This is a genomic window from Rhizobium leguminosarum bv. viciae (assembly GCF_012276115.1).
Taxonomy (GTDB): Bacteria; Pseudomonadota; Alphaproteobacteria; order Rhizobiales; family Rhizobiaceae; genus Rhizobium; species Rhizobium leguminosarum_T.
Genome location: NZ_WIEU01000002.1, coordinates 288,862 through 315,395 on the forward strand (window position 1 = coordinate 288,862; position 26,534 = coordinate 315,395).

Here is a 26,534-nt window from a genome sequence, read left to right on the forward strand (position 1 = left end):
CAGCCTCGTGACCTTCCCCCTCTTCGATCTCTCCGGCCGCCGCGCCCTCGTCACCGGCTCCAGCCAGGGCATCGGCCACGCATTGGCGGTCGGGCTTGCCGAGCATGGCGCTTCGATCATCATCAACGGCCGCAACGCGCAGAAGGCGGAGGCGGCCGCCGAGGATATCCGTCGCAACCATCGCCATGCCGTCAGTGCCGCCTTCGACGTCACCGATGCGGAGGCCAGCCGCACCGCCATCGCCTATATCGAGGCGGAAATCGGCCCGATCGATATCCTCGTCAACAATGCCGGCATGCAGTTCCGCACACCGCTGGAGAACTTCCCGGTCGACAAATGGGACGAGATCTTCAAGACCAATGTCTCCAGCCTGTTCTATGTCAGCCAGCCGGTCGCCCAGGCGATGATATCGCGCGGCCGCGGCAAGATCATCAACATCGCCTCCGTCCAGGCCGAACTCGCCCGTCCCGGCATCGCGCCCTATACCGCGACCAAGGGCGCGGTGAAGAACCTCACGCGCGGCATGGCGACCGACTGGGCGAAATACGGCCTGCAGGTCAATGCGATCGCTCCCGGCTATTTCCGCACGCCGCTCAACCAGGCGCTTGTCGACGATCCCAAGTTTTCTGGCTGGCTGGAAACCCGCACGCCGGCCGGCCGCTGGGGCGAGGTCAAGGAACTCGTCGGCGCCGCCGTCTTCCTGGCCTCGGACGCATCATCCTTCGTCAACGGCCACATGCTGACGGTCGACGGCGGCATCACCGCCTCGCTCTAGAACAGGATATCGTCCGAAAACCGCTCACGCTTTTCGGCATCATGCTCTGAAGTCGCATCATCCGAGTTTGGCGATTGCCCGCAGATTGTCGGCCGTCGTCGTCGGGAATTCGAAGAATTCGAGATAGGCGGGGATCTGTTCGAACAACATGTCCGTCCCCACCTGAAATGCACAGCCTCGAGCCCGCACGGCCTCGAGAAAAGGGGTTATCTCCCTCGTCATCACGACTTCGCCAACAAAGGTCGATGGCGAGATGCGGTCGATATCGATCGGCAGCGGGTCACCCCGTCGCATGCCGAGAGGTGTCGCATTGACGACAATGTCGAAACCATCAGGATCGGCGGAGCCAACCGTCACTTCAAGATGTGGATAATATTTCTTCAGCCTGTCCAGCAGCGCAGTCGCGGTCATCTCATTGGCGTCAAAGATGGCGAGATGGTCCACGCCGGCCTGTGCCAACGACGCCGCGATCGCCGAGCCGACGCCGCCGGCGCCCGCAATGAGCGCATGGGCTCCTTCAACCTTTTTGCCCTTGCGCAACACGCCGCGAACGAAGCCCTCGCCATCGAACATGTCACCGATCAGCCTGCCGTCCGAACCAAGGCGCACGGCATTGCACGAGCCGGCGACTTTCGCGTTGGTCGACGTTTCGTCGAGCAGCGCCATCGTCGAAATCTTGTGCGGCATCGTGATCAGAGCACCGTGGATATTGGATAGCCGGAACAGAAGCTTCAGAAACGCCGGATAATCCTCCGGCCTGCAGCCCATCGGCACGACGACGGCATCAATTCCGTTCTCCTCGAAGTACGGATTGTAGATCAGCGGCGCCTTGAAGGACTCCGTCGGATAGCCGAGGTGCGCGATGAGTTTGGTCGTCCCGGTGATCATGTGGTCAGACTTTCTGGGGATCGGAAGAGGCTGGCGTTAGAGAGGTGGATCATCTGTCCCCAGCGCGCCGATCTCTTGATCGCTTCGACGACCCTGAGAGTGGCGAGGCCCTCCCGGCCACTCACCAGAGGCGTGGCATCGCCACGAATGACGTCGCAAAAGTGTTTGAGCTGAACGCAAAGGGGATCGGCTGCTGCGCAAGGCACGCGCTCCTGGGCAAGCTGCTCCAGCCAATCGGGCTTCGAGGGGCTCGTCCAAAGCGTCAGATCAGGAATTCCGAGCGAGCCTTCCGTGCCGCCGATCTGGTAGCAGAATTGATCGTAACGGGGAAAAGCGGGGTTCTCCCCGGTGGTCATCTCCCAACTCCAGGGCGCGGCCACGGCATCACTGCCGTTGAGGGTGGCAAGCAACCCGCTTGCGAAACGCAGCGTGACGACGGCCGTATCCTCGACGGCATGGTTCCGCACGGCGTGCGATTCCATCGCATGGACGGCGTCGACTTCTCCGAAGAGATATCGGAAGAGATCGACATCGTGGATCAGGTTGACGAAGACCGGGCCGGCGCCCGCTTCGCGCCGCCAGGGGATATCGAAATAGTCGTCGGGCTTGGCGACCCAGAACGTGCCGTGCACCGTGACGATCCGGCCAAGCCTTCCGCCGTCGACGATCTGCTTGACCGCCTGAATCATCGGATTGTGGCGCCTGTGATGGCCGACCAGCAGCGGTATGCCTGCCTTCTCGCCGGCGGCAACCAGTGCTGCGGCAGCATCGACATCGTCGGCGATCGGTTTCTCGATCAGGACAGGGATGCCGGCAGCGACGATCTCCATTCCGTTCTCGACGTGAAGCTGGTTCGGCGTTGCCACGATCACGCCGTGAGGCCGGTCCTCGACGCGAATGTCCGAGAAGCTCCGGTACCATCGGGCGCCGACAGTCTCGGCAAAGTTGCGACCGGCGGCGGAAGGATCGATCACCGCCGAGAGAACGGTTCCGGGCTCGGACATGACACGCTCGACGTGGCGCCTGCCGATGAGGCCGGCTCCCATGACTGCAATCTCCAGCGGCTTCATTGCCGGCTCCCATAATTTGCCAGACGCATCGACCTTGAGACGCCTTATTTCCGCAGGATTTCTCCGAGGAATTTCCTGGTTCGCTCATGCTGTGGGTTTGTGAAGAACTCGGCCGGCGGGGCTTCCTCGACGATCGCACCGCTGGCCATAAAGATCACGCGATCTGCGACCTGGCGGGCAAAACCCATCTCATGCGTGACGCAGATCATCGTCATGCCCTCGTCGGCCAGCGCGATCATCGTATCCAGCACCTCCTTGACCATCTCCGGGTCAAGCGCCGACGTCGGCTCATCGAACAGCATCACTTTCGGCCGCATGCAAAGCGCGCGGGCGATGGCGACACGCTGCTGCTGGCCGCCCGAAAGCTGCACCGGATATTTGTCGGCCTGCTCCAGGATCTTGACTCGCTCGAGCAGCCCGCGTGCCCGTTCCTCGGCCTCCGCCCTACTGACGCCAACTGCCTTCATCGGCGCCAACATGCAGTTCTGCAACACGGTCAGATGCGGAAACAGATTGAACTGCTGGAAGACCATGCCGACCTCACGGCGGATCGCATCGATGGTCTTGGCCTGATTGCCTAGAAGAATCCCGCCGACGCGGATTTCACCTTTCTCGTAGGTCTCGAGATGGTTGATGCAGCGAATGAGCGTCGACTTGCCGCTGCCGGAAGGCCCGCACAAGACGATCCTCTCGCCGCTGCGAACCGATATGTTGATGTCGTGCAGGGCTTGAAAAGCGCCATACCACTTCTCCACCCGCTCCATGGTGATCATCGTTTCCGCGCCTTGAGCAGGGCTGGGACTGGTCATCGGGTAGAACTCCATATTGGCGGGCTGGACCGCATCGAAGACGATGGGATGCGGATCAGCGCGCAGAGGCGGCAAACTTTCGTTCGAGGCGCGCGCCAAGAATCGTCAGTGGGCAGCACATCAGGAAATAGAGAACGCCGACGATGCCGAAGACCGTCAGCGGTTGGAAGATCTGGTTGGAGATGATGTTGCCGGCCCGCGTCAGCTCGGTGAAGCCGACGATCGATGCAAGCGAGGTGCCTTTGATCAGCTGCACGAGGAAACCGATCGTGGCCGGCAGCGAAATGCGCAGCGCCTGCGGCAGGATGACATCCTTCATGCGCGAGATGTATCTGAGGCTGAGAGCCTTTGCCGCTTCCGTCTGGCCGCGCGGGACCGCTTCGATCGATCCGCGCCAGATCTCGCCGAGATAAGCGCTCGCATGCAGCGTCAGTCCGATGGCGACGGCCACCCAGGCATCGAGCATCAGCCCCACCAAAGCGAGGCCGTAATAAACGACGAAAAGCTGCATCAGCAGCGGGGTTCCCTGGAAGACGGCGATGTAGCCGGCCGTGACGCGTTCCAGCAGCGGCAAGCCCGAGGCGCGAGCAAGGGCGACGCCGAGCCCTGCGATGCCGCCGCAGACAAAGCCGACGGCGGACAGGACCAAGGTCCATTTCAGGCCGATCAGGAGGAAGACGAATTCTTCGTGACCCATGGAATTCCTCCTACTTGACCGGATATTTGAAGTAGCGCGCCGAAAACAGCGCGAAGATGCGCATCATCAGCCAGGAGATCACGAAATAGAAAACCGTGACGGTGAAGTAGACCTCGAAGCTCCGGAAGCTCTCCGACTCGATGCGCTGCGAAACGGAAGTCAGCTCATAGGCCGAAATCGCCGATGCAATGCTGGTGGTCAGCGTCAACAGGACGAACTGGCTGGTCAAAGACGGATAGATCGCCCGCAATGCCGGCTTGAGGATGATCAGCCGGAAAACCTGAGCCTTGTGCAGACCAAGCGCCAGACCCGCTTCCATCTGTCCCTTCGGGATCGACTGGACGCCGCCGCGAATGATCTCGATCGCGTAGGCGCCGCCGTTGATGCCGAGCGCGATAATCGCCGTCGGCGTCGGATCGAGCCTGATGCCCGTCAGCGGAAGCGCGAAGTAGATGAAGAAGATCTGCACCAGAAACGGCGTGTTGCGGATCAATTCGACGAAGGCGATAACCAGCCATCGCGCCGGCTTCAGGGCAGAGTCGCGGAGCGCAACGCCGCCAATTCCGATGATGATCGCCAGCAGCATCCCACAAATGGCAAGCAAGAATGTCCCGAGGCAGCCGAGCAGAAGGCTCGGCAGACCATCTATGACCGGGGTGAAATCCAACTTATAATTCATGGCGATCCTTCTGGTCCGTCTTCCTGAAAATTCAGTCCCGCTTGACCATTCCAGCCATCGCCTGGACAGCCAGTTCGTAGCCGTCGGCTCCAAAACCGATCATGATGGCCGTGGCAACGCGTGAGATCAGCGAATTGTGGTAGATGCTTTCGCGTGCATGGACATTGGAGATGTGCAGTTCGATCTTCGGCGGGTCGAACATTTTCAACGCATCGAGAAGAGCGATCGATGTGAACGTGTAGCCGGCAGGATTGATGATGATGCCACAGGCGTCGGTCCGGGCCTGGTGCACGCTCTCGACCAGTTCGCCCTCGAAATTGGTCTGGCGAAACTCGACATCGAATCCCAAGGACTTTGCCTTGGTCACGCACCGTTTCCTGATGTCGGCCAGCGTCGTGGTTCCATAGATCGCCGGCTCGCGCTGACCCAGCAGGTTGAGGTTCGGTCCGTTGAGCACAAAAATGGTTCTGGTCATGTCGCGCACCTCAAACGGGCCGGGCCACAGGCATGGCGGTTGCGTTGACGGGCATGGCTGCCCGCCTTCATTGGCAAGGTTCGTCTGGACGTCAAAATACCCTCCCCAAGGGTGATCGCCGCTCATCTGGCTGCCGCCACCTTCTCCCCGCAGGCGGGGAGAAGGGACAAGCTACGCCCTCTCCATCTCTCGCGCACCCCTCGCAGGGCACGTCCCCTCTCCTCGTTTCTACGGGGAGAGGGTTAGGGTGAGAGGCAGCCATCCTTTGCTGTTCGCTCAGTTCGCCGCGAACGGAATGCCTTCCAGCGTTTCCGGGAATTCCGGGACCGGAACCTTCATCCACTTGTCGTAGACTGCCTTGAGTTCGCCGTTTGCCTTGATCTTGTCGATGAAGGTGTTGAGCGCCGCATTGATTTCCTTTTCGCCGAGACGCGTGCAAGCGCCGTTGTAGAGCTTCTGGAACTCAAGCTTGTTTTCGAATTCGCCCGGACGGGCCTTCTCCACCCGGTCCATGTAGAAGATGTTACCGCCCAGCGTCTCGACCTGGCCGGACACCAGCGCCTGGACGCTCGGGGCATCTCCATCATAGCGCCGGATGGTCGTGCCCGCCGGTGCGTTCTTGGTGACCTGCGTGTCCTGGGCAGCCCCCTTGGCGACGCCGACCGTGAATTTGGCCATGTCGGCATTCGTCTTGATTTCAGCCGATTTTGGACCAATCAGAACAATGGCATTGGCAACATAGGGCTTGCTGAACTGCACGGCCTTTGCACGATCCGGCAGCATCGCCATCGTTGCGAACAGAACGTCGACACGGCCGGCCGTCAGTGCGGGAATGCGGTTGTTGACTTCAAGCGGCACGAACTCGACCGAAACACCCAGTTCCTTGGCAAACAGCGTTGCGATGTCGGCGTCGAGGCCGTCCTGTTTGCCGCTGCTGGTCACAAAGCCCCAAGGCGGGTTGTCACCCTGAATTCCGACGATGATCTTGCCGCGGGCCTTGATTTCATCGGGCGTGATGGCGGCGGCCGGTTGCGCCAGGGTGACGGCAGCCACCAGGGCTGCGGCTCCGAGCATCGCGTTTCGGCGCGTCAGCATAGATTTGAACATGTGATTCCTCCTCCTTTGGCGGTCACTCGACCGGACAGCCACCTCACCTTTTGACTGTGAGAGGAATAATTGCCAGAGACGAGTGCTCAAATCAACAGAGTTTTTCAAAATCATATGAGAATTTATAATAAGACACGCTATTTGAATTCCTCACGACATTTGCCATAATAGTAGCGAACGATTTTCCGGGACGCATCGTGGTGCTCGGCGTTCGTTTAATCTCGCACGGATATCGGAAGGGCTTTGAGATGAGGACCTCGATTGCGACTGTAACGATCAGCGGCGAACTTCCCGAGAAGCTCGAGGCCATCGCCGAAGCGGGCTTCGACGGCGTCGAGATCTTCGAAAATGATTTCCTTGCCTTCGACGGAAGCCCGGCCGATGTCGGAAAACTCGTCCGCGACCATGGCCTGGAGATCACCTTGTTTCAGCCGTTCCGTGATTTCGAGGGCATGCCGGAGCCGCTACGAAGCCGCACGTTTGACCGCGCGGAGCGGAAGTTCGACGTCATGCAGCAGCTTGGAACGGATCTGGTGCTCGTCTGCTCCAATATCTCGCCGGCCGCTATCGGCGGCATCGACCGTGCGGCGGCGGACTTTCATGAACTTGGCGAGCGTGCTGCCCGGCGGGGACTGAAGGTGGGCTACGAGGCGCTTGCCTGGGGCCGCCATATCAGCGACCACCGCGACGCCTGGGAGATCGTCCGTCGCGCCGATCATCCGAATGTCGGTCTTATCCTCGACAGCTTCCACACTTTGTCGCGCAAGATCGACGTCAATTCCATCCGCTCGATTCCCAAAGAGAAAATCTTCATCGTCCAGCTTGCCGATGCCCCTGATATCGACATGGACCTGCTCTACTGGAGCCGCCACTTCCGAAATATGCCGGGTGAAGGCGACCTTCCCGTCACGGCGTTCACCGAAGCCGTCGCGGCGACAGGTTATGATGGGTATTTCTCCCTCGAGATCTTCAACGACCAGTTCCGAGGCGGTTTGTCGCGTGCGATTGCGGCCGATGGCCACCGCTCCCTGATCTATCTAGGCGATCAGGTACGACGCAATCTCGGCATCGGCAGCATGACCGGGGCGGCGATGCCGGAAAGGCCTTCCGTCAAGGGTGTCGGCTTCGTCGAGTTTGCCACCGACGAGGAAGACGAAGTCGAGCTGATTGCATTGCTGCGCACCCTTGGATTCAAAAAGACGGCGGTCCACCGCACGAAAAAGGTCTCCCTCTTCGAGCAGGGCGAGATCCGCATCCTCGTCAATGTCGATCAGGCAGGATTCGCGAACGCCGCCTACGCCGTTCACGGTACTTTTGCCTATGCCATGGCCCTGATCGTCGACGATGCGGCAAAGGCCTATGAGCGCGCGCTCGCCTTGGATGCCGAGCCATTCACCCAGCCTGTCGCGGACGGTGAGCTCGAGCTGCCCGCCATTCGGGGCGTGGGCGGCGGGATTGTCTATCTCATCGACGACAAGAGTGCATTGGGTCGCTTCTCCGAAATCGACTTTCAGCCGGTCACCGATGACAGCGCGGCGCCGTCTGCAGGCCTTTTGCGCATCGATCACGTCGCCCAGACGGTCGGCTACGATGAAATGCTTACCTGGCTTCTGTTCTACACGTCCATTTTCAAGACGCGGAAGACGCCGATGGTCGATATCATCGACCCGGCCGGGGTGGTGCGCAGTCAGGTCGTCGAGAACGACACCGGGGCACTGCGCATCACCATGAACGGCGCCGAGAATCGCCGCACTCTGGCGGGACATTTCATGGCCGAGAAATTCGGGGCCGGCATCCAGCATCTGGCGTTTTTGACCGACGACATCTTTGCAACCGCCGAAAGCCTTCGTGTTTGCGGTTTCAGATCACTGCACATTTCGCCGAACTACTATGACGACGTCGAAGCACGCTTCGGCCTCGATCCAGCATTGACCGAGCGGCTGAAGGCGGAGAACATCCTCTATGACCGCGACGAGCACGGCGAATATTTCCAGCTCTATAGCGGAACCTATGGAGAGGGTTTCTTTTTCGAGATCGTCGAGCGCCGCGGCTACCGCGGCTACGGCGCGCCGAACGCAATTTTCCGGATCGCCGCTCTGAAGAAACAGATGCGACCGGAAGGAATTCCGAAAGACGCCTTTTGAGCTATGGTTTAGGCGATCCGGCCGCTCTTGAGCACATGTTCGACGCCGCTTTGAACGTGCCGCCTGACGACGGCGGTCGCGCCAGCGACGTCGCGCCGAATGGAAAGTTCAAACAAAAGCCTGTGGTCATCGACGACGGGCTTGCCGCGAAAACTCTCGGCCAGCATATGGTAGCGAAGAAAGCGGTCGAAGACAGACGACAATGTCGCCATCAGCGTCGCCGAATTGCAGGCCGAGACGATTGCCTGGTGGAACTCCCAGTCGTATCGGACCCAGTCGACGGTCCGCGAGACGTCGCCCGCAAGGAGCTTGCGTTCGGCAGCAGCCAGCCGGTGATGGGCGGCGACGATGCGCCCCTCCCATTCAAGATTTCCCGCGGCGAATGCAAGGCCGATCGCATGTGTCTCCAGAACGATCCTGAGGTCGGCGAGCTCGAGGAGTTCGCGGCGCGAAGCCGGGCTAACTTCAAAGCCGCGCTGCCCCTCGGCGACGACGAGGTTTTCCGTGGTCAGGCGGCTCAGGATTTCGCGCAGCGATGAAATGCCGATGGAGTAACGTTCCTTTGCCTGCTCCAGCTTGATCTTGGCCCCCGGCGGCAATGTTCCGGATATGATATCCTCGCGGATCTGCCGGAAGACGACATCACTTACTGTTTCAGCCGGGTCGTGGACTTGCTTGAGCATGGCTTTTCCTGGTTTCGCCGAAACGAATCTGTGTTGGTGGACCTGGAACTCGAAGAGAAACGTCCAGACCCTTTCTATTTCAGCGTCCCTCTCGCCAGCGCATGTTCGACCCCGCCTTGAATATGCAGGACAAGCACCCGCTTGGCCGTCTCTGCGTCACGTCGCAAGGCCGCATCCAAAAGCTGCTGATGTTCATTGGCCGCGACATCGCCTCGATAGGACAAGGCAACCATCTGATATCTGAGATATCTGTCGAAGATCACCGAATGCGTCTCCATCAGCAGTTTCGACCCGCAGGCGGCTATCAGCGCTTGGTGGAACTCCCAGTCGTAGCGCTTCCAGTCCTCGGCCCTGCTGGTGTCGCCGGATGCCATCACCTGTTCCATCCGTGCCAATTTATAATGCGCCGATACCAGTGGAGCTTCCCACTCCACATCGCCATGCACAAACGACTGCTCCAGCGCATGTGTTTCCAGCAGAAGCCTCAGCGCCGCCGTCTCCTTGAGGTCTGAAACCGACACCGGGGACACTTCGAAACCTTTCTGCCCCTCGGCGAGGACGAGCCCCTCGGAGGACAGCCGGTTCAGCACTTCCCGAAGTGTGCTGATACTGGTCTCGTAGGATTCCTTCAGGCTTTCCAGCTTCAATTTTTGTCCGGGAGCCAGCCGGCCAAAAATGATGTCGGCCCGAATGCGCCGGTAGCTGCTCTCGGCAATGGTCTCGTTGATAACCGGCTGCAGCATAGCGAGTCTCTTATATTTCCTGTATCGTCGGATATATCGCTTTCTGGCATTCTCAATCAAGGAAACATTCGCAGTCTAGGAATTAGAATTTTCTCATATGATGCCGGTTTGGCCGGAGAACGCGGAAACGACTGGGTCGAGCAAAGCCTGACCACAACACACGTGCCCATACCGGTTGGCCCAAGCCCTTTGGCCCGGCTTCGTGCTGCTGTTAACACCGATTTTCGGCTCAATATGGCGGCAATTGTTTTTTCAATCGCGCGCAACCATCTAATAGGCATGACTTACGGGAAAATGTCCCGCCCTCAGCAGCCCGTTTACCGAAAACCAACCAAACTGGGTTGCTTTCCGAGGCAAAAGCCGATTGCTTAGGAAAATCTACTTCTTCTTCCGCTAGCGGTTAGGAGAATGAGAGGGGATACAGGCAAACCCGTGGAATTCTGCAGCTTCGCATCGGGAAAAACTATGACTACGATGGCGATGCGGGAAAGCCGGTTTGAAGAACGATGACGACAGAACTGTTTCAGGTAAAATTTTGGGGCGTCCGCGGCAGTATTCCCGTGTCAGGCCCCGAGTTCGATCGCTACGGCGGTAACACTTCCTGCATCGAAATTCGCTGCGGAAAACATCGGATGATCTTCGACGCGGGTTCGGGCCTGCGCGAGGCCGGGCTGTCGATGCTCGCCGACGGCGTCAGCGACGTCGACCTGTTCTTCAGCCACTGCCACTACGACCACATCATCGGACTGCCCTTCTTCAAGGCGATCTATTATCCTTCGATCAACGTCAACATCTGGTCCGGCCATCTCGATGGCAAGATGAGCACGCGGGAAATGGTCGAGCAGTTCATCAGCCCGCCCTGGTTTCCCGTCAAGACCGACATCTGTCAGGCGACGATGAACTTCCGCGATTTCCATGCCGGTCAGGTGCTGACCCCCCACGCGGGCATCGAGATCAAGACTTTCATGCTGAACCATCCGGGCGGCGCCATCGGCTACCGCATCGAATGGCAGGGCCGTTCGGTCGCTCTCGTCTATGACATCGAGCATATTCCCGGCAGCTATGATCCGGTCTCGCTGGAGATGATGCGGGACGCCGATCTCGTCGTCTACGACTGCACCTACAACGAAGACGAGATGCAGCGTTTCAAGGGCTTCGGCCATTCGACCTGGCAGCATGGCACCGAGCTTGCGAAAATGGCAGGCACCAAGCGCTTCGCGCTCTTCCACCACGCCCCCTCCCGCACGGACGAACAGCTGGCGCAGATGGAAGCGCAGGCGCAGGCCGCCTTCGCCGAATCTTTTGCCGCCCGCGACAATCAGACCCTGGTGATCTAGCAGGCTGCCGAAGGCGCCTTCATCATGCCCAGTCCGAAGCTCTTCAACAGAGAGCCATCCGTCGAACTCGCATGCCTGCGACGTCTCAACGGAACAGATGCCGGGCCGGACCGTTCCCCCGCAGCGCAAAATCAACGAAACAGGCATCCGTCATGACCGTGCTTTCCGGAAAGTGTCTCTGCGGGCAGGTGCGCATTTCTGTCCTGGGCGAACCCTTACGCGTTGGAATCTGTCATTGCACGGACTGCAGGCAGGAAAGCGGTTCGGCCTTTACCTTCTATGGGATCTGGCCCGCCGGCCAATTCGAACATTCAGGCGAAACCGCCGCGTTCCAAGGTCGGCATTTCTGCACCGGTTGCGGTTCGCGCCTGTTTTCCGCCGATGATCAGGAGGCGGAAATCAAGCTTGGCATCCTCTCCGAGGCGCCGACGCCGCTTGTGCCGAGCTACGAACTCTGGATCAAACGCCGCGAGCCGTGGCTGCGGCCAGTGGAAGGCGCCGAACAGTATGACGAAGACCGAAAATAAAGAACGGTTTTGAGGAGCTTCCTGTGGCGACTCTTGTCCGACATCGCTGGATGACGGTTGCCGGCGTCGAAACCTTTTACCGCGAGGCCGGCCGGGAAGATGCGCCGGTCTTGTTGCTGCCGCATGGATATCCCTGCTCATCCTATGAGTTTCGCAACCTCATGCCGCGGCTTGCCGACCGTTGGCGGCTGATTGCGCCGGATTTCCCGGGGACGGGCTACAGCGGCACGCCTGACGATTTCGACTACAGCTTCGATGGATACGCCGCCTGGCTGGAGGCCTTCGTCGGGGTGATGCATGTCGACCGGTTCGTCCTCTACCTCCACGACTTCGGCTCGCCGATCGGTGCCCGGTTGGCGATCAGGGCCCCTCGGCGCATCGCGGGGCTGATCATCCAGAACGGCGATATCCCCTATGAAGATGCCCTTGGGCCGAAATATGCGGATATCGAGGCGACATGGACGCTTCCGAGATCGGAGATGAGGAAGGTGCTGGCGGAGGCGATCAGCGAGGAGAATTTCAAGGAGGAATTCCTCAACGATCTGCCGCCTCCCCTGGCCGATTCCATCCCGCCCGATCTCTGGAAGCTGCATTGGTCGCTGATCACGCCGCGGCGCAAGGAAATCGCCATAGACCTGATCGCCGGACTGAAGGAGAACCGGGCCTGGTTTCCGGAACACCGCAAATACTTGCGCGAATACCGGCCGCCCACCTTGATCGTCTGGGGTCCCAACGACCACTACATGCCAGAAAAATCGGCGCGGGCCTATCTGCGCGATCTGCCGGATGCCGAGCTCCATCTGCTCGGCGGCGGCCACTGGCTGCTCGAGACGCATCTCGATGACGTTGTCGCGCTCATGCGCGAGTTCCTTGAACGGGTTCACGCGCCTGAGCCTTGAGAAGTGCCGACGCCGGCGACCAGCGGACGGCGGGATGCCGGGCTGTCGTCGCAAACAAGGCCGACAGAAAATCCCATGCGGCCGCGTCATGCACCAGATGGTGCGTGAGCAGGCCGATGGGCTCGTCGCTACCGGCAAACCGGTCGTCAAGCTCCGCCACCAGCTCGGCCACCAATTCCCCCGCGCTTCGTCCGCCGCGCGTGCCGTGCCAGTCGATGATGTCGACATGGGTGTTAAGAAGCGGCATCGGCCCATCCTGCTTTGCCCGCCCATAGACTGAAAGGGCTGCAAATCCGAGGCCGGGAAGCGCCGGGATCAGGGCCGCATCGATCCGGTTCCACGGCGGCACCAGCACCGGCAGGAAGCGGGCCGGATACAGCCGCTCCAGCAACCGGAACCCTTCGCCCAACTCGCCGAGCACGGCCTCCGCCGCCCGCTCGCTGCCGAGTTCCTGCTTCTTCCCTTGCGGCCCCGCGTAATTCGTATGAGACCAACCATGCACCGCGACCGCGACGCCCGCCTCCTCCGCCAGCCGCAGGGCCAGGGCCTCGCCGGTCAGGCCGGGAATGACGGCAAGCGCCAGCGGCACCCCGCTTTCGCCAGTCAGCGCCAGCAGCGTCTCCAGATCAGGCGTCGGCTCGAACGCATCGTCGTCTCGCAGCCACAAGCGCGCCACGCGGCCGGCGGCCTGCCAGCGGTCAAGCTCCCGGTGCAGGGGGTCCCAGGCTATCCCGTCGGTCATCGCGTCACTCCTGTCGCTGCATTGTTGCTGTCGCGCAAAATTCCGTTCAATATCTGCGCCGCCGTCGCAAGCGAGCGTTGCCCAAGCACGAAGCGCCGCGCCGCCTGCCCCATGGCGTCGCGCCTTTGCCTGTCGTCAAGCAGCGCAGCTACGGCCCCGGCATAGGCGGCGACATCGCCATCCGGCGTCAGCAAGCCGGTCACATCGGCCTCGACCACCGCTGGCACGCCTGCCGTTTCCTGCGCGACGACAGGCAGGCCGGCGGCCTGGGCCTCCAGATAGGCAAGGCCGTAAGCCTCGCCGCAGCCAGGCCAGACATAGATGCCGCCGCGCCCGAGCAATTCGGCGATCTCGACGGCATTGCGCTCGCCCAGCCATTCGATGCGACCGGAAAGACCGGCAAACAGCGCCTGCACCTCCTGGCGCATCGGCCCATCGCCGATGACGGCAAGCGTCCACGCGCGGTCTTCGATCAGCCGCAGTGCTCTTGCCAGCATCGCATAACTTTCCATCTTGTCGCCGGCCCGCATCATCGCGACCGTCATCAACTGGCACGGATTGGGCACCGGCGACGCCTTTTCGAAGAGCGCCGTGTCGATGAAGGGTTTCAGCCCGGCAAGCCGCGCCTGCGGAAAGGCGGCGGCAAGCCCGGCCTGGTCGCGCTCGGTGAAGCTGATATTGACCACCGCCCGCATGATCGCCCCGCCCACGAGCTTCTGGGCAGCGGCCCAGCCGGTCCGGTCGCGTTTTGCCGCATAGGAGACTTCGGCCGTGACATAGGGAATGGCGAATTCGGCAGAGATAACAGGCCCGAACGGATCGGGCGATTTGTAATAGGGGTGGTAGCAGAACCAGAGTTCCGGCCGCGGCCCAGATTTCCATCTTAGCCGCAGCCGCTCCAGTTCGGCGCCGATGGCGGGTTCGAGCGCGGCTGCGGCCTCCGGTGTCGAGGCATAGGTGCGGAACTCGGAGGCGACGTCGACCTGATGCCCGCCAAGCTCCAGCGCCCGGATCAACAGCCGCGCCATCAGCCGGTCGCCCGACGGCACCGGATGGTTCGGCGATTTCATCGGCGCGTAGAAAGCCACCCGCATTGGGACACCTCAGGTAAGACACACTGTTTACAACTTTCGCGCCTGTCGGGAAAATTCCGCTATTGTCCCTTTGCCGAAAACTTGCGCATAAGCATATGGAATGTGATCGCGATCGAAGCAATTCCGCCTCTTTCCCAATCTCTATGGGCCTGCGGTTACATCGACAAGAACGGGAATGAATGACGACGGTCTCGGCCACAGGGATTTTTTCGGAACGTACGATCAGAAGGGCGAGGCTCGGTTCCGGCCTCGTCATTTTTGTCTTCGTCCTGCTGCATTTGTCGAACCATGCGATTGGCCTGATTTCCGTCGCCGCCGCCGATAAGGCCGCCCATCTCTTTCTGGCGATCTGGCGCAATCCTCTGGGGACCGCCATCTTCTATTCGTCGGTGCTCATCCATATCGCGCTGGTGCTGCGCGCCATCTACATGCGCCGCAGCCTCGTCATGCCGAAGGGGGAAATGGCGCAGATCGTGCTCGGCCTGATGATCCCGCTGCTTCTGCTCGATCATGTCATCGGCACGCGCATCGCCCACGAGTTCTATGGCTACATCGATGATTACGAGACGGTCGTCGCTTCGCTGTGGATCAGGTCTCCGGCGAACGGCGCGCGGCAGGCGCTCGCCCTCGTCGCCATCTGGATCCACGGCTGCATCGGCATCCATTTCTGGCTGCGCTACCGCTCCTGGTATCCAGACTTCGCACCGCTAATGCTGGCGCTCGCCATCCTCGTGCCGGTGCTCGCGCTGCTCGGCTTCGTCGAAATGGGCCGGACGCTCGCCGACCCTTCCTACCAGCAGTCAATGACGGTCAGCACTTACAAGGAGGGCGTCAACACCCGTTATGCCTCGAACCCGGACGTTCACCGTCAGGTCGCCATGATCCGCGCCGGGCTCTACGGCACCTTCTCGGCTTCGCTGCTCATCGTCGTCGCCGCCCGCGCCCGGCGCAAGCTGAAGGAGCGGCTCGACCAGGTCGCCGTTAATTATCCGGGCGGCGAGGTGATCCGTGTGCCGCGCGGCTTCTCGGTGCTGGAAGCGAGCCGGCTCGGCGGCCTGCCGCATTATGCCGTCTGCGGCGGCAAGGGCCAGTGCTCCACCTGCCGCGTGCAGATTCTCGGCGATTACGAAAGCCTGCCGATCCCCGACAAGATGGAACAGACGACGCTGAAGCGCATCAATGCCGGCCCCGATGTCCGGCTCGCCTGCCAGCTTCGTCCGAACCGCGACGTTGCCGTCGTGCCGCTTCTCGTGCCGGCGATCGAGGCTGCCCTTCCCGCCAACAGCCAGGAGACGAGCCCCGGGCGCGAGCGCGAGATCGCCGTGCTCTTCGTCGATATCCGCCATTTCACCACACTGACGGAAACCCGCCTGCCCTTCGATGTCGTCTTCCTGCTGAACCGCTATTTCGCCATCATCGGCAAGGCGGTGGAGCAGTCGGGCGGGCGCCTCGACAAGTTCATCGGCGACGGCGCCATGGCGCTCTTCGGGCTCAACACCGCGCCGGAGGAAGCCTGCCGCCAGGCGCTCAACGCGGCAGCAGCGATCATCGCCGAGATCGAGAAACTCGCCGCCGAGCTGGCCGACGAACTGGCGCTGCCGCTGCGCATCGCGATCGGCATTCACACCGGTCCGGCCGTCGTCGGTACCATGGGATACGGCCGGGTGCGCAGCATGACGGCGATCGGCGATACCGTGAATGTCGCGAGCCGATTGGAAAGTGCTGCCAAGGAGTTCGAAGCGGCGATCGTCATCTCCGAGCCGGTGGCGAACCTCTCCGGTGCCGATCTCGCCGGCATCGAAAGCCGTGAAATCAGTGTCCGCGGCCGGGCCTTGCCCTTGAAAGTCTACGTCATTCCGAGAGAGAAAGCGGCAGAGCCGCTCGAAGGAAAAACCTGATGTCCGGCAAGCCCTGGCTGACCGCCAAATACTGGAGCCGCCGGCTGCGCAAGGCGCGCAATGCGGCCGCTTCGCGCTTCTTCGACACCCGCTTCGGGCGCCGCCTGCTGATCGAGAATATCGGCCCGCGCGTGGTCTCGATGACGGTCGATGCGGGCGACCATCTCATGACCTTCTCGCCCGCCGACTATATCGGCCGCAAGGTCTTCCGGAAGGGCCATTTCGAGCGCGAGGCCGTCGATCGGTTGATCGTCATCCTGCGCGAGCGCGGCCTCTTGCGAAAGGACGCAACGCTGCTGGAGATCGGCGGCAATATCGGCACCCAGACCGTCTATTTCGCCCTCAGCGACACCTACATCAAGATCGTCAGCATCGAGCCCGATCCGCGCAATTTCCCGCTGCTTGCCCTCAACATCCGCCAGAACCGGCTGGAGGAGAAGGTCCGGCTCGTCAACTGCGCTGCCGGCGAGCACGAAGGCGAGATCGACTTTTTTCTCAACCTCAACAATCACGGCAAGAGCAGCGCCATCCGCCAAAGCCCGACAGACAAAAAGATCAGCGTGCCGGTGAAGCCGATTTCCGAAATCCTTGCCGGACTTTCGGTCGATCCGGCCTCAATCGGCCTCGTCTGGATGGATATCGAGGGCTACGAGCCGGTCGCCTGCCGGTCGATGCAACCGCTGCTTGCCCGCCGCGTGCCGCTCTACATGGAGTTCACGCCGCTCTTTTACGGGCGTGAGGGAACGAAAGCCTTCATATCCATGCTGTCGGGGTTCTACGAGGACTGCCTTGTCCTCTTCGAGGATCGCGAGGTAGAGATGAGGGTTCGCGATCTACCGAGCGATGTGGATCAGTATAACGTGCTATTTTTACCGTAGGCTTACTTCCGGAAAACTGATCGTTGGCGCCTGCCGTGCGGCCCCCTTGCATGTTCAAACTGCATCCATTGATGATGGGTGCGACCCCTGGGGGATGGCCATCCCCCAGGGGTCGGACGGGCGGGACCGTAACCCCCTTGGCTTGAACCGGGGATGAGCCTGGTCCGCCCGTCCTTCGCGTTTGTCCTGAACAGATAGTGGGGAGCAGGTCCCGTATGCAAGGCAAGGTATCGTCCGAACGCACCGCGATAGCGACAGTTTATGTCGGCATCGATGTCTGTAAAGAGTGGCTGGACATTCATCTGCAGCAACACAGCCACCAGCAGGCCGGTGTTGCGAACGGCCATGCTCTAGGCAAAGACCTCTGCGCTTCGTTCCGGACGCAGCGGATCCGTCCCGAACTTGTTCGGGCCTTCTGTGCCCGGAAGCATGGAAATAACGATAGTAACTGGGGCTGTGACGAGAACGACATAAGGAATAAAGCTCAGGATAAACTGCGCGAGATACCACCAACCGGAAATGTTGCGATCATGGAAGCGGCGAACCTGAAGAGATATCAGCGGCAAAAGAATTGCGAGAGTGAACAACATCCAGATGACCACGGTATAGTGAGCCGGTGACACAGCTCCACCACCACTGAAAGCGAAGGCAAGCACAAAGGCCGGAATTATAAGTCCAAACAGCGCTAGGAAATAAAATAGCATGAACCACCAATATTCCGACCGGGAGGCCCTGCCGGAAAAGGTTGCGTATTTCTGCTTCAGAACAGTCCGAACAGCTTCAGTAAACCCCATTGAAATGCCCCCATTTCTGCTTGCTGCAAGCGCAGTGATCGACGGTCTCACCATCGTCTTGCTTGATTGTCTTTCAGATGAAAACAGCTACAATTCAAACGTAGAAATTGCAATAAGTCGGTTGCATCGGCTCATTATTTTAAAAGCAATGATTAACGCGTTGAGATTTTCACCTCGATGAACGCGAGGTGGACGTCAAGGTCCCTAAACCTGTTGCGGGAGAATTCCACACGTTTAACGTGCTATTTCTGCGTTATGCGACAGACTGCATGACAAGCGATTGATGGCAGTGCACGCCGGCGAGCACGCCTGAGGCGGAGGCGAGCGTGGCATTGTGCATGGCGCTTGCCGCATCGCCGGCGGCGAAGACACCCTTGACGGTGGTTTCCTTGTTATCGGCGATCCGAATGATTGGCCCGAACGGGCCGTCGTCGAAGGCGCAGCCAAGCTGCTCGGCAACCGGGCTCGCCATCGCCGTTTTCGGCGCGACGAAGACGGCATCGAGCGGCACGACGCGGCCATCGGCGAGGCGAACGGCCTCAAGCTTCGGATTGTCGCCCAACAATTCCACGATAGGGCTGCGTTCGATCCGGACGTCACGAGCCGTCAACTTCACCAATTGCTCTTCATCGGGCTCGAATAGCGCTTGGGTGAAAAAGGTCGTCGCGCCCCAGTCCGGGATCATCATGGCCGAATGGGCCGAATGCGGATGGTTTGCGAGAACGCCGAGCTTGCCGCCGCCGACCTCAAAACCGTGGCAATAGGGGCAGTGCAGCGCGGAGCGGCCCCATCGCTCCCGCAGGCCGGGGATTTCGGGCAGCGTATCGCTGACGCCGGTTGCGAGCACGATACGCGCAGCTCGTTCTTCGCTGCCGTCTTCGGTGCCCACGATGAACGCGTCACCATCGCTGTGCGCCCGGACAACTTTCCCCTCGCGGATGGCGATGGTCGGATAAAGCGAAAGCTGCCGTTTTCCCTCCCGCATGATCGCCGCCGGCGTCTGGCCGTCCTGGCCCAAGAATCCATGCGACGCTTCAGAAAACCGATTTCGCGGCGCGCCGGCATCGACGAGCAGAACCCGCCGCCGCGCTCTGGCCAGCTGCATGGCGGCTGAAAGGCCAGCGAAGTTTCCGCCGATGACGATGGCTTCGAACGACAATGGAACTCTCCCTTGATATCGAACTCATGACTCAACATAAGTTACGTGATTGATGCCGTCAAGCATCATGTTACTTGTCTTGTTACGATCCGCTTGCGATAATGATCCGTCCGATCGACAGGAAGAGACCCATGCGCAATGACAGCCGCCTTTCACGCATGCTGCACGTGCTGATCCACATGGATAAGCACCAGCATTCGGCGACCTCCGAGATGATTGCAAAGATGCTGAACACCAATCCCGTCGTCGTCCGCCGCACCATGGCAGGCCTTCGCGAACAGGGCTATGTCCGCTCCGAAAAGGGCCATGGCGGCGGCTGGACTCTGGTGCGCCCGCTGTCTGACATTACCCTGCTTGACGTCTACCGCGCCATCGGAGAGCCGCATCTCTTCGCCATCGGCCCGGCCGACGACCAGCCGGAATGCCTGGTGGAACAGGCGGTGAATGTCGCTCTCGGCGACGCGATGAAGGAGGCCCAAGCCCTGCTCCTGCAGCGGTTGGACAGCGTGACGCTGGACAGGATCGCGGCCGACTTCGAGGCGAAACTGATGGCGCGCCCGGCGACATCCTATTCCTGCGCTTCATGAGCGGGGCGCCGCCCGGCGAGCGGGCCGGCCGAATTGTCTGCTCGCAAGCGCACAAGGTGTGTCGTTTCCGCATCACTTTCCGTAAGGTTGCAAATATCCGCTTGGCAATAGCGAATTGCTTCGGTACAAAACGCTGACCGCTTTAGTTCGAACATAAGGGAGGCGTTGCATGACATCAGCAATCATCGAAACCTTCCCGTGCGGAATGTCCCGACACTAGGTCATTTCCATTCGCGGCCCGCCTCAAGCGCGCCCGACATGCGGTTTTCCCTTAATTCATAGCCCGATTGATCTGACGGGATCATTTCGTCTCCCGCTTGGGCTGTGCCATCCAACTCTCTATTTTGAGGACCGGTTGCCGAACACGGCGCCGAGCGATTAAAATGACTCGCAAGAAGCTCGATTTCCGCGCCGATGCCTATCGCCATGTGCTCGGCTTTGTTTTCCATCATTGGCGCCATCGGCCGGCATTAGTGGGCGTTATCATCGTGTTGGTGATAGCAAGCACGCTGGCAGAAGTCATGGTGCCGGTTTTTTCCGGCCAGATCGTCGATGCCATTGCCGGCAGCAATGCGGCTGACAGGGCGCTGCGCGCCTTCGTCATCGTCGTGGCACTGGGCCTGACCAGCGTGGCACTGCGCTGGTTCATCTTCAACGGTATTATCCGGCTGACGCTGCGCACCATGGCGGATGTGACGAATAACGGTTTCCACAAGGTGCAACGGTTCTCGACCGACTGGCACGCCAACAGCTTTGCCGGTTCGACGGTGCGCAAGATCACCCGCGGCATGTGGGCGCTCGACCAGCTCAACGACTTGCTGCTAGTCGCCCTGCTGCCCTCCATCGTCATGCTGGTAGGCGCCAGCATCGTGCTCGGCAGCTACTGGCCGATCATGGGCCTGGTCGTGGCTGCGGGCTCGCTGATCTATATCGGCGTGACCGTGGCGCTTTCCATGGGCTTCGTGTCGCCGGCAGCACGGCTTGCCAATGCCTGGGACACCAAGCTGGGTGGCGCACTGGCGGATGCCATCAGCTGCAATTCGGTGGTCAAGGCCTTCGGGGCCGAGAACCGCGAGGAGGTACGCCTGCGCCAAGTAATGGCCAGATGGGACAGCCGCACGCGACGGACGTGGAATCGCGGCACTTTGAGCGGTACGATCCAGGGCTTCCTGATGGTTTCCATGCAGGCAGGTATCTTGGGAACGGGCCTGATCATGTGGCAGCAGGGGCTGGCGACGCCTGGCGACATCACCTTCGTGCTGGCCATGTTCTTCGTTCTGCAAGGCTATCTGCGCAATGTCGGCCAGGACATCCGCAATCTGCAGCGTGCCGTCAACGACATGGAAGAACTGGTGCTGCTCGACAAGATGCCGCTCGGCATCGAGGACAAGCCGAACGCCACGCCGATCGAGATTGGCGAGGGCGAGATCGTCTTCGATCGCATCACCTTCCAGTATGGCGCGCATCCCACCCCGCTTTATGAGGATTTCTCGGTCACCATCAAGCCGGGTGAGCGCGTGGGCCTGGTGGGGCATTCGGGCTCCGGCAAGACGACCTTCGTCAAGCTCATCCAGCGCCTCTATGACGTGAACTCGGGCGAAATCCGCATCGACGGGCAGGATATCGCAGGGGTCAAGCAATCAAGCCTGCGCGGCCAGACCGCCATCGTGCAGCAGGAGCCCATCCTGTTCCATCGTACGCTGGCGGAAAACATCGCCTATTCCAGGCCGAACGCCTCGCGGCGCGAGATCGAGCAGGCGGCGAAACAGGCCAGTGCCCACGACTTCATCCTGGACCTTCCCAAGGGCTATGAGACGCTGGTCGGGGAACGCGGCGTCAAGCTGTCGGGCGGCGAGCGGCAGCGTGTCGCCATTGCCCGTGCCTTCCTGGCCGATGCGCCGGTGCTGATCCTGGACGAGGCGACGTCGAGCCTCGACAGCGAGAGCGAAGTGCAGATCCAGCAGGCCATGGAACGCCTGATGAACGGCCGCACGACGCTGGTGATCGCCCACCGGCTGTCCACGGTGCGAGCGCTGGACCGGCTGCTGGTCTTCGACAAGGGAAAGATTGTCGAAGAAGGCGACCACCAGGCGCTGATCAGGCTCAACAACGGTATCTATCGCCGGCTGTTCGAACGGCAGGCGCTGGAACTGACCAAGGGTCTGGTGGCGTGAACCGAAATGCCACCGCTGATGCCTTTACGTCCTTCGGTAGAGGAAATAACGGCCTTCCTTGATACCACCGGGGAGCGGCAGCGCCATGAGCTCGGGATGCTCCAGCGGCAGCCCGCTGACGGCGATGCCGTTATGGGCGAGCACGCCGGCCATCAGCTGCGGCAGCCAGGTCAGCGTCACCGCGTCGATCTCGTCATGACCGGTGCCGATATCGGCATGGGCAAGGGCTGCGCCGATGCCGACGAAGGCCTGGCCGGATTCGCGGATATTGCCGGTCACCATGTCTTCTGCCTGCGGTGTCGAGGCCGAATAGGAACGGATTTCCCAGTCGAAAGCGACGATGCGGCGGCCGGGAAAGTTCTCGCGCAGATGATCATAGGTGCGGCCGTTGCCGAGGCCGAACTCCAGAACCGGGCCTGGCGTTTCCCCCACCAGATTTGTGATCGAGTTCAAAATGTCGCGTTGAGCCGTCAACCGGCGAATGAAGCTGTCGAGGCGGCTCATTTATCTATATCCGTCATGAAATCGTCAGCGGTCCTGGAGGAATTCCAGCAAAAGTGCGAGAGCGGTTTTGCGTCCGGAATTGCGTAAAAACAAAAAGATAGAGCATTTCCGTGCGTCCGAAAAAGCACGAAATGCTCTAACACATGAAACCTTGCCAAGTCGATTGCCGTAAATGGGAATTGGCGTTGCAGTGGCAACATGGGTCTGTGCTAAGCTGTACGATATGAAAACCGTGACCGACGAAGATTTCTTTGCCGAAGTGCCGCTCTTCAGCGAATTCGAGGGCGTGACCGACGCCGGCAACTACCGGCCGCTGCCGGACGGATGGGTGCTGGCGCTGGCCGACATCGTCGGCTCGACGCAGGCGATTGCCGGCGGCCGTTACAAGGACGTCAACATGGCGGGCGCCAGCGTCATATCGGCGGTGTTGAATTCCGTCGGCAAGGGTGATTATCCCTTCGTCTTCGGCGGCGACGGCGCGCTGATTGCGCTTCCGGGTTCGCTGGAAAAGCAGGCGCGCGACGCCCTTGCCGCCGTGCAGGTCTGGGTCGAGGAGGATTTGGGCCTGGTGCTGCGCATCGCCATCGTGCCGGTCGCCGATACCCGCGCCGAGGGCCTCGACGTCCGCGTCGCACGTTACTCCGCAAGCCCTTATGTCACCTATGCGATGTTCTGGGGCGGCGGCACCAGCTGGGCCGAAAGACAGATGAAGCTCGGCCGTTACGGCATTGCCCGCGCGGCTCCGGGAACCCGCCCCGATCTCACCGGCCTTTCCTGCCGCTGGAGCCCGATCGACGCCAGGCACGGCGAGATCGTCTCGATCATCGCCGTGCCCGGCGAAGGCCGGCCGGGACAGGAATTCCGGGACCTCGTCAACGGCATCGTCGCCATCACCACCGAGCAGAACCGAGACAGCCATCCGGTGCCGGCCGATGGTCCGAACCTTGCCTTCTCGCTGCACGGCATTAACCGCGAGGCCAAGGCCACCGCGCCGGCTGGCCGGCGGTTGCGGCAGAAGCTCATCATCTTCCTGCAGCTCGCCATCACGGTCGTGTTCTACAAGCTCGGCATTCCGCTCGGTCGCTTCGACGCCCGCCGCTACAAGCGCGACGTCGCCGGCAATTCCGATTTTCGCAAGTTCGATGACGGGCTGAAGATGACGATCGACGTCGACGCCGAACATCTGAAACGGATCGAGACGCTACTGGAAGCGGCGCGGGCCAAGGGCATTGCCCGCTACGGCCTGCATCGGCAGGCCTCGGCGCTGATGACCTGCTTCGTGCCGACGCCGATCTCGCGCGACCACATGCATTTCATCGACGGTGCGGCCGGCGGTTATGCGGTGGCTGCAAGCCGGATGACCGGCAAGTCGCTTTCAACAGCGCCGAGCATGATTTAACACTATGACCGGGCAATCTTTCGGACGTCGCAATCACCTGTACTGCGCAAGAACCTATTTTTCGTAATGAAATCGGCACTGGATGATTTCCAACTGCTGGTTGGAACCCTTGCCAGTGACGCAGTAGACGAGCCGATGCTCTCCGAGGATGCGCCTTGACCAAAATCCGGATAGATCGCCCTTCAATGGCTCTGGCTTGCCCAGACCTTTGAAGGGTGACCTTTTTGTATCCGTCAGGAGTTCGTTGATTTTCTCGACCATCTTATGGTCGTTTCTCTGCCAGTATTCGTACTCTTCCCAGGAATTAGGGGTCCATAGCAATTTCATGTCAGAGAGTGGGATCGCTCTCTACCACCTGCCCCTTACGAAGCTGTCCGATACTTTCGCGTAGCCGGGCAGAATTAGCAGGCGTCGAGAGCAGGTGTAGCGTCTCTTGCATGCTCTCGTACTCGCCTTCGGCAACCAAGACCATTGCTTCCGAACCTTGCCGGGTCACGAGCAGAGGAGCCCGAGAAGAGAGGACTTGATCAAAATAGGTTGCAATATTTTGCCGGAACTCCGTCAAACGAACATGGGCCATCGACATCCTTTCCCAACTTCCAAGCGTACGGATATATGTACAGATTGCCGGAAAGTCAAGTACAGAACATTAGCTCGCCCGCCATCTCGACGGGAGTCGCTGCCGAATAGCAGACTTATGCAGCGACATTTCCGTCACGCCTTGATGACGTGATCGGCCGAGAGGCCGAGCCGGTTGAAGACGTTGCGGGTGTCGATAATCAGCGCGGCGCTTTGTGCGAGCGCCGCATAATCGATCCGGTCGTGGTCGGTCGCGACCAGCACTACATCGTAGCCGGCAATGGTATCAGGCGTCAGCGCCACCGATTTGCGGCCCTTCAGCGCCTGGTATTCGCGCGTCGGCGGAATCTCGGCGACGAAGGGATCGTGGTAATCTGCGTGTCCGCCACGCTCCTCGATGATCTCGATCAGTCGCAGCGACGGGCTCTCGCGGATATCGGCGACGTTCTTCTTGTAAGCGAGCCCAAGCACGAGAACCCTGCTGCGGCTCAGCGCCTTGCCGGCGCGGATATCGAGCGCCTCGGCGAGTTTGCCGACGACATAACGCGGCATAGCCGAATTGATCTCGCCGGCGAGCTCGATGAAGCGGGTCGGCAGCTCGTATTCGCGCGATTTCCAGGTGAGGTAGAAGGGATCGATCGGGATGCAATGGCCGCCAAGGCCGGGGCCGGGGTAGAAGGGCATGTAGCCGAAGGGCTTGGTCTTTGCCGCGTCGATCACTTCCCAGACGTCGATGCCCATGGCCGCATAGACAGTCTTCAGTTCGTTGACGAGGGCGATGTTGACCGAACGGAAGATGTTTTCGGTAAGCTTCACGGCCTCGGCCGTCGCATTCGAAGAGACCGGAACGACGGACGATACCGCCGCACCATAGAAGGCCTTCATCAGCGCCAGCGCCTCAGGCCCGTCGCCGGCGACGACCTTCGGGATGGTGGCGGTATGATAATGCTGGTTGCCAGGATCCTCGCGCTCCGGCGAAAAGCCGACGAAGAAGTCCGAGCCGGATTTCAGCCCGGTGCCTTCGAGAATGACCTTCACCACGTCATCGGTCGTGCCGGGATAGGTGGTCGATTCCAGCACGACGAGCTGACCGGGGCGCAAATGCGCGGCGATCGAGCGCGACGTCGCCTCGACGAAGGAAAGATCGGGATCACGATGCTTGGTGAGCGGCGTCGGCACGCAGATGATGACGACGTCGCACTCGGCAAGGCCGGCGAAATCGGTCGTCGCCTTGAAGCGGCCCGCATCGATCTCGGCAGACAGCGCCTCGTCGCTCACCGCGTCGATATAGGAGCGGCGGGCAACGAGAGCCACCATCTTGCCCGGATCGATGTCGAAGCCGGCGACCGCAAAGCCACTGCGCGCCACCGCCATCGCCAGCGGCAGGCCGACATAGCCGAGGCCGATGATGCCGGCACGAGCCGCGCGGGTTTCGATCTTCTGCAAAAGCGTATCGAAGGTGGAGCTGGCCAAGGCGGGATCTTTCAAACAGGGAAGAGAAGGCTGATCTAATGCATGATTGCGTGAAATTAAACCCGAGGCCCTCTTCTCCCGGCGGCAATACCGTCGGTTGGCGACCACGACCCTCCCCAACCCCTCCCCACAAGGGGGAGGGGCTACCGTGTCGCACCGCTTCACATGACCTCCATCGTAACGATCCGAAGAACGGTAACAGCCTGCAAGCCTCTCCTTTAGGTCACCGCCGGAGACCGCGGCTTAGCCCCTCCCCCTTGTGGGGAGGGGTTGGGGAGGGGTAAGCGGCAGCCGGATGACGGCTGGTCTCGCAATCTCCTACATTGAAAATCCCTTAACCGGGTGTGGCCAAAATGACTCAGGCCGCTCCCTTCGCTGCAACTTGAGCGCACAAAAAATTGCGGCTCCCATTGTTTCGCA

The 26,534-nt window shown here is 60.7% G+C and carries 27 protein-coding genes and 1 pseudogene; 11 read left to right on the forward strand and 17 right to left on the reverse strand.

Translation table 11 applies throughout. The features are described from left to right. Positions 1–7: 7 nt before the first annotated feature. Positions 8–775 (forward strand): SDR family oxidoreductase, encoded by a 768-nt coding sequence (locus GFM02_RS04650; protein WP_168320953.1) that lies wholly within the window; start codon positions 8–10, stop codon positions 773–775. Between the two features lie 57 nt (positions 776–832). On the opposite strand, the gene GFM02_RS04655 is transcribed toward GFM02_RS04650, so the two are convergent. From GFM02_RS04655 to GFM02_RS04685, 7 genes and pseudogenes are all read right to left on the reverse strand, one after another. Next, positions 833–1,663 carry a shikimate dehydrogenase family protein gene (locus GFM02_RS04655; RefSeq protein ID WP_168320954.1) on the reverse strand — a complete coding sequence of 277 codons (831 nt, stop codon included), beginning with the start codon at positions 1,661–1,663 and terminating at the stop codon, positions 833–835. A gap of 4 nt (positions 1,664–1,667) precedes the next feature. Continuing rightward, positions 1,668–2,733, reverse strand: a pseudogene (locus GFM02_RS04660) (Gfo/Idh/MocA family protein). 44 nt (positions 2,734–2,777) lie between these two features. Further along, a complete protein-coding gene (locus GFM02_RS04665; RefSeq protein WP_017957841.1) occupies positions 2,778–3,542 on the reverse strand; it encodes an amino acid ABC transporter ATP-binding protein in 765 nt (254 codons plus the stop codon). Between the two features lie 55 nt (positions 3,543–3,597). Then, complete coding sequence (locus tag GFM02_RS04670) at positions 3,598–4,239, reverse strand: amino acid ABC transporter permease (RefSeq protein ID WP_168320956.1); 642 nt, start codon at positions 4,237–4,239, stop codon at positions 3,598–3,600. Between the two features lie 10 nt (positions 4,240–4,249). Next, a complete protein-coding gene (locus tag GFM02_RS04675; protein WP_017991876.1) occupies positions 4,250–4,918 on the reverse strand; it encodes an amino acid ABC transporter permease in 669 nt (222 codons plus the stop codon). Between the two features lie 31 nt (positions 4,919–4,949). Then, positions 4,950–5,393: a type II 3-dehydroquinate dehydratase gene (locus GFM02_RS04680; protein WP_020052948.1), complete on the reverse strand. Its 444-nt coding sequence runs from the start codon at positions 5,391–5,393 to the stop codon at positions 4,950–4,952. A gap of 276 nt (positions 5,394–5,669) precedes the next feature. Beyond that, the gene (locus GFM02_RS04685) at positions 5,670–6,500 is read right to left on the reverse strand and encodes a transporter substrate-binding domain-containing protein (protein ID WP_003548449.1); all 831 of its coding nucleotides are present in this window, start codon (positions 6,498–6,500) and stop codon (positions 5,670–5,672) included. Positions 6,501–6,748: 248 nt separating this feature from the next. Between GFM02_RS04685 and GFM02_RS04690 the strand changes: the two genes are divergently transcribed. After that, the gene (locus GFM02_RS04690; protein WP_168320957.1) at positions 6,749–8,644 is read left to right on the forward strand and encodes a bifunctional sugar phosphate isomerase/epimerase/4-hydroxyphenylpyruvate dioxygenase family protein; all 1,896 of its coding nucleotides are present in this window, start codon (positions 6,749–6,751) and stop codon (positions 8,642–8,644) included. Between the two features lie 8 nt (positions 8,645–8,652). Here the strand turns inward: GFM02_RS04690 and GFM02_RS04695 are convergent, their stop codons facing one another. Continuing rightward, positions 8,653–9,327 carry a GntR family transcriptional regulator gene (locus GFM02_RS04695; protein WP_168266886.1) on the reverse strand — a complete coding sequence of 225 codons (675 nt, stop codon included), beginning with the start codon at positions 9,325–9,327 and terminating at the stop codon, positions 8,653–8,655. Positions 9,328–9,401: 74 nt separating this feature from the next. Beyond that, positions 9,402–10,070: a GntR family transcriptional regulator gene (locus GFM02_RS04700; protein WP_020052945.1), complete on the reverse strand. Its 669-nt coding sequence runs from the start codon at positions 10,068–10,070 to the stop codon at positions 9,402–9,404. Positions 10,071–10,576: 506 nt separating this feature from the next. Between GFM02_RS04700 and GFM02_RS04705 the strand changes: the two genes are divergently transcribed. The 3 genes from GFM02_RS04705 (at position 10,577) to GFM02_RS04715 (ending at position 12,833) form a co-directional block, all read left to right on the forward strand. Further along, entirely contained in the window at positions 10,577–11,407 is an 831-nt protein-coding gene (locus GFM02_RS04705; RefSeq protein WP_131662406.1) for an MBL fold metallo-hydrolase, read from the forward strand. 152 nt (positions 11,408–11,559) lie between these two features. Beyond that, positions 11,560–11,934: a GFA family protein gene (locus GFM02_RS04710; protein WP_168266885.1), complete on the forward strand. Its 375-nt coding sequence runs from the start codon at positions 11,560–11,562 to the stop codon at positions 11,932–11,934. 23 nt (positions 11,935–11,957) lie between these two features. Then, positions 11,958–12,833, forward strand: coding sequence for an alpha/beta fold hydrolase (locus tag GFM02_RS04715; protein WP_168266883.1), 876 nt, complete (start codon positions 11,958–11,960; stop codon positions 12,831–12,833). Here GFM02_RS04715 and GFM02_RS04720 read toward each other — a convergent pair. Together GFM02_RS04720 and GFM02_RS04725 are read right to left on the reverse strand one after the other, a co-directional pair. Then, on the reverse strand, positions 12,790–13,575 hold the full coding sequence (locus tag GFM02_RS04720) for a polysaccharide deacetylase family protein (RefSeq protein ID WP_168266881.1): 786 nt from the start codon (positions 13,573–13,575) through the stop codon (positions 12,790–12,792). The genes GFM02_RS04715 and GFM02_RS04720 overlap by 44 nt on opposite strands. Next, the gene (locus GFM02_RS04725; RefSeq protein WP_168266878.1) at positions 13,572–14,669 is read right to left on the reverse strand and encodes a glycosyltransferase family 4 protein; all 1,098 of its coding nucleotides are present in this window, start codon (positions 14,667–14,669) and stop codon (positions 13,572–13,574) included. The genes GFM02_RS04720 and GFM02_RS04725 overlap by 4 nt, the downstream gene beginning before the upstream one ends. 179 nt (positions 14,670–14,848) lie before the next feature. Here GFM02_RS04725 and GFM02_RS04730 point away from each other — a divergent pair, with 179 nt between their 5' ends. Then, positions 14,849–16,567: an adenylate/guanylate cyclase domain-containing protein gene (locus tag GFM02_RS04730; RefSeq protein WP_168266876.1), complete on the forward strand. Its 1,719-nt coding sequence runs from the start codon at positions 14,849–14,851 to the stop codon at positions 16,565–16,567. Further along, entirely contained in the window at positions 16,567–17,445 is an 879-nt protein-coding gene (locus tag GFM02_RS04735) for an FkbM family methyltransferase (RefSeq protein ID WP_168320958.1), read from the forward strand. Before GFM02_RS04730 ends, GFM02_RS04735 begins: the two co-directional genes overlap by 1 nt. A 350-nt stretch (positions 17,446–17,795) precedes the next feature. Here the strand turns inward: GFM02_RS04735 and GFM02_RS04740 are convergent, their stop codons facing one another. Further along, positions 17,796–18,239, reverse strand: coding sequence for a DUF805 domain-containing protein (locus GFM02_RS04740; protein WP_168321112.1), 444 nt, complete (start codon positions 18,237–18,239; stop codon positions 17,796–17,798). Between GFM02_RS04740 and GFM02_RS04745 the strand changes: the two genes are divergently transcribed. Next, a complete protein-coding gene (locus GFM02_RS04745; protein WP_168320959.1) occupies positions 18,148–18,420 on the forward strand; it encodes a hypothetical protein in 273 nt (90 codons plus the stop codon). The genes GFM02_RS04740 and GFM02_RS04745 overlap by 92 nt on opposite strands. A gap of 72 nt (positions 18,421–18,492) precedes the next feature. Here GFM02_RS04745 and GFM02_RS04750 read toward each other — a convergent pair whose 3' ends face one another. After that, positions 18,493–19,398, reverse strand: coding sequence for an NAD(P)/FAD-dependent oxidoreductase (locus GFM02_RS04750; RefSeq protein ID WP_168320960.1), 906 nt, complete (start codon positions 19,396–19,398; stop codon positions 18,493–18,495). A gap of 131 nt (positions 19,399–19,529) precedes the next feature. Between GFM02_RS04750 and GFM02_RS04755 the strand changes: the two genes are divergently transcribed. Both GFM02_RS04755 and GFM02_RS04760 read left to right on the forward strand, forming a co-directional pair. Beyond that, the gene (locus GFM02_RS04755) at positions 19,530–19,985 is read left to right on the forward strand and encodes an Rrf2 family transcriptional regulator (protein ID WP_168266868.1); all 456 of its coding nucleotides are present in this window, start codon (positions 19,530–19,532) and stop codon (positions 19,983–19,985) included. Between the two features lie 383 nt (positions 19,986–20,368). Next, positions 20,369–22,159: an ABC transporter ATP-binding protein gene (locus tag GFM02_RS04760; RefSeq protein WP_168320961.1), complete on the forward strand. Its 1,791-nt coding sequence runs from the start codon at positions 20,369–20,371 to the stop codon at positions 22,157–22,159. 24 nt (positions 22,160–22,183) lie between these two features. On the opposite strand, the gene GFM02_RS04765 is transcribed toward GFM02_RS04760, so the two are convergent. Then, a complete protein-coding gene (locus GFM02_RS04765; protein WP_168266864.1) occupies positions 22,184–22,663 on the reverse strand; it encodes a class I SAM-dependent methyltransferase in 480 nt (159 codons plus the stop codon). A gap of 172 nt (positions 22,664–22,835) precedes the next feature. Here GFM02_RS04765 and GFM02_RS04770 point away from each other — a divergent pair, with 172 nt between their 5' ends. Further along, positions 22,836–24,062: a DUF3095 domain-containing protein gene (locus tag GFM02_RS04770; protein WP_168320962.1), complete on the forward strand. Its 1,227-nt coding sequence runs from the start codon at positions 22,836–22,838 to the stop codon at positions 24,060–24,062. A gap of 54 nt (positions 24,063–24,116) precedes the next feature. Here the strand turns inward: GFM02_RS04770 and GFM02_RS04775 are convergent, their stop codons facing one another. The 3 genes from GFM02_RS04775 to GFM02_RS04785 all read right to left on the reverse strand — a co-directional run bounded on the left by GFM02_RS04775 (position 24,117) and on the right by GFM02_RS04785 (position 26,114). Then, complete coding sequence (locus tag GFM02_RS04775) at positions 24,117–24,389, reverse strand: Txe/YoeB family addiction module toxin (protein WP_168320963.1); 273 nt, start codon at positions 24,387–24,389, stop codon at positions 24,117–24,119. 1 nt (position 24,390) lies between these two features. Beyond that, the gene (locus GFM02_RS04780; protein ID WP_017968209.1) at positions 24,391–24,642 is read right to left on the reverse strand and encodes a type II toxin-antitoxin system Phd/YefM family antitoxin; all 252 of its coding nucleotides are present in this window, start codon (positions 24,640–24,642) and stop codon (positions 24,391–24,393) included. A 134-nt stretch (positions 24,643–24,776) separates the two neighbouring features. After that, positions 24,777–26,114 carry a nucleotide sugar dehydrogenase gene (locus tag GFM02_RS04785; protein WP_168320964.1) on the reverse strand — a complete coding sequence of 446 codons (1,338 nt, stop codon included), beginning with the start codon at positions 26,112–26,114 and terminating at the stop codon, positions 24,777–24,779. Between the last annotated feature and the right edge of the window lie 420 nt (positions 26,115–26,534).